At 61.8% G+C, this 4,595-nt stretch carries 3 protein-coding genes; 2 read left to right on the top strand and 1 reads right to left on the bottom strand.

Features of this window, described 5'->3' with window-relative positions; genetic code table 11:
- Positions 1–199: 199 nt before the first annotated feature.
- Positions 200–1,483, bottom strand: coding sequence for a hydroxyacid-oxoacid transhydrogenase (locus ACP5H1_RS07930; protein WP_427973843.1), 1,284 nt, complete (start codon positions 1,481–1,483; stop codon positions 200–202).
- 136 nt (positions 1,484–1,619) lie between these two features.
- On the opposite strand from ACP5H1_RS07930, the gene ACP5H1_RS07925 reads away from it, so the two are divergent.
- Together ACP5H1_RS07925 and ACP5H1_RS07920 are read left to right on the top strand one after the other, a co-directional pair.
- Positions 1,620–2,429 carry an N-acyl homoserine lactonase family protein gene (locus ACP5H1_RS07925; protein WP_427973841.1) on the top strand — a complete coding sequence of 270 codons (810 nt, stop codon included), beginning with the start codon at positions 1,620–1,622 and terminating at the stop codon, positions 2,427–2,429.
- A gap of 56 nt (positions 2,430–2,485) precedes the next feature.
- On the top strand, positions 2,486–4,279 hold the full coding sequence (locus ACP5H1_RS07920) for an aldehyde ferredoxin oxidoreductase family protein (RefSeq protein ID WP_427973838.1): 1,794 nt from the start codon (positions 2,486–2,488) through the stop codon (positions 4,277–4,279).
- The last annotated feature ends 316 nt before the right edge of the window (positions 4,280–4,595 follow it).

The raw sequence follows: 4,595 nt of genomic DNA, 5'->3' as shown, positions 1-4,595 counted from the left end.
AGATGAAGGCGGTAAACCACAAACCTATGATCCGCTCTAAGGGAACCCTCGCCCTTTAGGGCGGGGAGGAGGTCAGAACCCTGTGGCCCGGCACGTCGTTTGACGTAGTAATTATTATGTCAGTGCTCGTGAAGCTCATGGTTTCACCTGGAAGGAGGGAAGGCGGACCAAAGTAAAAAGGGCTTATATAAAGGAGGGGCTACTCGAGCATCTCGCTGTAGAGCCTCCTTAGGTCGTCCTTGCTTATGGTCTTGGGGGACAGCACCAGCAGCCTCTGCTGCGCCCAGGCGCCCTCGACGAGGCCGTCAAGGTCTGACCTGCTGAACCCTACCTCCTTGAGGTTGGTCGGCACGTGCAGGTCCTCGAGGAGCTTCATGTAGAAGTCGAATATCCTCTCGCCCACCTCCCTCGGCGTGCCGCTGTCGTCCAGCCCCAGGGCCCTGGCGACGGCCCTGAACTTGTCCTCGTTGTAGGGGGCCAGGAACCTGAAGGCGTACGCCGCTGGTATCGCCGTGCTTATCCCGTGGGGGACTATGGGGTAGCCGAAGTCGTAGTCTGGCGGGCGCCAGTCCCTCACCATGCCAGCTATCGGGTAAGCCATGGCGTGGGGCACGTGGACCCCGGCGTGGCCGAACCCGAGGCCCGCCAGGTTTGCCCCGAGCTGCATGTAGTACCTTGCCTCTATGTCGTATGGGTCCGCGTAGGCCCTCCTTATGTACTTGGCCGCCCAGGTTATCACGGGCAGGAAGAGGTCGCCTATGGGAGTTGAGCCGGCGTAGACGGGCCTCTCCGCGGGTGAGACTGCTGGCCTCGCCGTGTACGGGTGGGCAGTTATGGACTCTATGGCGTGGTTCAGCACGTCAAGCCCCGTGGAGGCCGTCACCATCGGGGGCATGCTCACAGTCGTGAGGGGGTCCACTATTGCCACGGACGGCCTGAGGTACTGGTTGCTCACCCCGGTCTTCACGTGGAGCTTCCTTACGTCAAGCACGGCCACGTTGGTGTTCTCAGCCCCTGTGCCCGCCGTGGTGGGTATCGCTATCATCGGCTTCAGCGGGCCTGGAGGGGACATGCCCTTTCCCACGGGCTTGTTAACGTAGTCCATCAGGTCGGCGGGGTAGCTGTAGAGAAGGTTCAGCAGCTTGGCCGTGTCAATAGTTGAGCCTCCCCCCAGGGCGACGAAGCCGTCGAGCCTGAGGTCCTTGACCTTTGAGAAGCCCTGCACTATGGCCTCGTCGTCGGGCTCCACGTGAACGTCTGTGAAGACCTCAACCTTTATGCCCTGCGACTCCAGGCTCCCCCTCACCTGCTCCGCCAGCCTCGTCTCGGCGAGCCTTTTGCCGACGACCAGGAGCACGCTGGTCATGCCGAGCCTCCTGGCCTCGTAGCCGACGTCCTTCGAGGCGCCCAGGCCGAACTTGATGTAGGGCAGGTTTATCACGAACACGGAGTCCGTGAGCTCCGAGTAGGCCAGGTACGCCAAGCTCTCACCGCGCTTCGCGGGCCGCCTGAAGCGTTAACCCTAGGCATGGCCTGAATTATTAATATCCCACCGTATTTACCCTACAAGATATATAAGATAAGAGCGTCAAAGGGGGAGGGCCAGGGGGGTGAGGCAGTTGGCTGAGACGGGCGTCAAGCACGCGTACCTTTTCGACTACGGCCTGATGCAGGCCGAGTGGGGCTGGTTCCTGCCCGACCCAGCCACCAACAGCCAGAGGGACAAGCCGAGGAGGTGGGTCGAGTTCCCAATGGCCGGGGCGCTGATAGAGCACGAGGACGGCTGGATAATGATAGACTCGGGCCCGAGCCCCGACGCGGCCAAGGTGTGGCCCAGGGAGTCCTTCGAGGCCTTCCCCGTAGTCAGGTTCACTCAGGACAACGTGTCAGTGAACCAGCTCAAGCAGCTGAACCTTAAGCCCGAGGACATAAGGGCAATAATATTCACGCACCTGCACCTGGACCACGCCGGCCAGGCGTACATGTACAGGGACAGCGCCTACCTCATAGCCCACAGGCTCGAGCTTCAGCACGCCCTGACCCAGATATGGGAGGGCAAGTACGGGGCCTACGTGCCCTCGGACTTCGAGCCGCTCAGGGGGGCCAGGTGGGTGCTGGTGGACGAGGAGAGGCTTGAGATACTCCCGGGAGTTGAGGTCATACACACCGGGGGCCACACGCCGGGCCACATGGTGGTCAAGGTCGAGGCCCCCAGCGGGGACACCTGGTACTTCATGGGCGACTTCTTCCACATGCCCGAGGAGTTCGAGACCGAGAGCAAGGGCTGGCTGCTCTACAACGGGGACCAGTTCGAGTCGTTCACAAGGAAGATGAAGTTCTGGACCTCATCTAAGAGGGTCCACATGTTCATGACCCACGACCCCACCAACTGGCAGAAGTACCCGAGGGTACCCAAACCCCTGTTCTGAGCCCGCAGGGGCGCCGTCTTAATACTTCCCTTTTTCGTCCAGGAAGGGGGCTGGGCTTGGGAGGCTTCAGCAGGCTCATAAGGGTCGACCTGGGCAGCGGCGAGGTTAAGTACGACGAGCTCAGGGACGAGGACGTGAAGGCCTACCTGGGGGGCAGGGGCATAGGCCTCCTGCTGGCGCTTAAGGGGGGCTACGGAAGGCCCCAGGACCCCCTCTCGCCGGAGCTGCCCCTCATAATCGCGTCGGGCCCCCTCTCGGGCGCCGGGATACCCCTCTCATCCAGGGCCACGGCAGTCTTCTTCTCGCCGCTGAGCAGGAGGTGGAGCTACTCCACTGTGGGGGGCTCCCTGGCTGTGATAATGAGGTACGCGGGGGCCGACGTGCTCATGGTAACTGGCAGGGCCCAGAGGCCCTCATACATAGTGGTCGAGGGGGGTAAGGCGGAGGTCAGGGACGCCTCTGGCCTCTGGGGCACGGGGACCTTCGAGGCGGAGAAGGCGCTTAAGGAGGTCCACGGCAACGAGGCGGCCGTGGCAGTCATAGGCCCGGCCGGGGAGAACCTGGTGCCATTCGCCTCCATAAATCATGAGACCTGGAGGCAGTTCGGCAGGTCAGGCGGAGGCGCAGTCATGGGCTCCAAGAACCTCAAGGCCGTGGTCTTCGTGCCGAGCGGCAGGGCCGTTGAGGCCGCCGACCCCGAGAGGACCTGGTCCCTGATTAACTACATGACTCAGAGGCTGGCCGCCGCGGCCAAGAGCTACAGGGACAACGGGACCCTGGGCACCATAGACGTCGCCAACGGCACCGGCTTCTTCCCCTCGCTATACTGGACAGGCGTCTCGGCCCCGGGCTGGAGGAGGATCTCGTGGTACGAGGTGCTCAGCAAAAACTACTTCATTGGCAAGAGGGCCACGTGCCTCCACTGCCCTGTGGCGTGCCACAAGGTCGTCACCTCGAGGAGGTACGGGGGCTACTACGAGCTCGAGTACGAGACCACCATGGCTTTGGCCGGGCTGACGGGGGTGGTGGACCCCGACGAGCTCATACAGCTGGCCTCCCTGGTCGACGACATGGGGCTGGACACGATAAGCACTGGCAACGTGCTGGGCCTACTGGCGTACCTCACTGAGAAGGGCTACGTGGACCCCTCCGAGGGCGTGAGGTTTGGGGACGCGCAGCGCTTCAGGGAGCTCATAACGGCCATAGCGAAGAGGGAGGGGGTAGGCAAGGTGCTCTCCATGGGGGCCAGGGAGGCGGCCAGGGCCCTCGGGCACCCCGAGGTCGCCATAGAGGTCAAGGGCCTTGAGCCCGCCGGCTACGACCCGAGGACGCTGAAGGGCATGATATTGACTTATGCGGTAGCTGAGAGGGGCGCGGACCACCTGTGGAGCAGCGGCTACGCCATAGACATACCGGGGCTCGCAGGGGGGAGGCAGGCCACGGGCGAGGAGAAGGTGAGGGCCGTGATGGACCTTGAGGAGAGGAACGCGATTTATGACAGCGCCGTGCTCTGCAAGTTCGGCAGGAACGCCTACGGCTGGGACGAGCTCGTCCAGGTGCTCAACGCCGTGACAGGCTTCAACTACGACCAGGCCTCGCTCAGGGAGACGGCCGAGAGGATAATTGTCATACACAGGTACATGAACGGGACCACCGTTGAGGACGACAGGCTGCCGCCCAGGTGGCTCAGGGAGCCGGTCGAGTTCGAGGGCAAGAGGTACGTTGTAACCGAGGAGGAGTGGAGGCGCATGGTGATGACGTACTATAAGCTTAGGGGCTACGACGAGGAGGGGAGGCCCACCAGGGAGACCCTCGAGAGGCTGGGCATAATTAAGGCCGCTGGCGGCTGAGAGGCCCTGGCCCACCTCCTGTGAAATGGGATTAGAGTTAAAGTAATAATAATACTTAAGTCGCTTTTTCTTAAGAAAAACCATATTAATTAGATAAAGAGTTTTTAAGTGCTCTCAACAGGCACTTAGCGGTGAGAGCATGAAGAGTTACTTGAAGGTAGCCATGCTGGCCTCCTTGCTGGCAGTGGCCCTGGCGGCCCCCATGGCGGCGGCGCACATTATATTTGTCTACAAGGAGCAGGTTAACTTCAACGTGGTAACGCCGGTGATCTTCAAGCCCGGCCCCGAGGCCAAAGCCGTCCAGCTGAGCTTATAT

Source organism: Acidilobus sp., assembly GCF_049973875.1.
Classification (GTDB): domain Archaea; phylum Thermoproteota; class Thermoprotei_A; order Sulfolobales; family Acidilobaceae; genus Acidilobus.
Note: the sequence above shows the minus strand (reverse complement) of the source record. Positions and strands in the feature narration are given on the sequence as shown.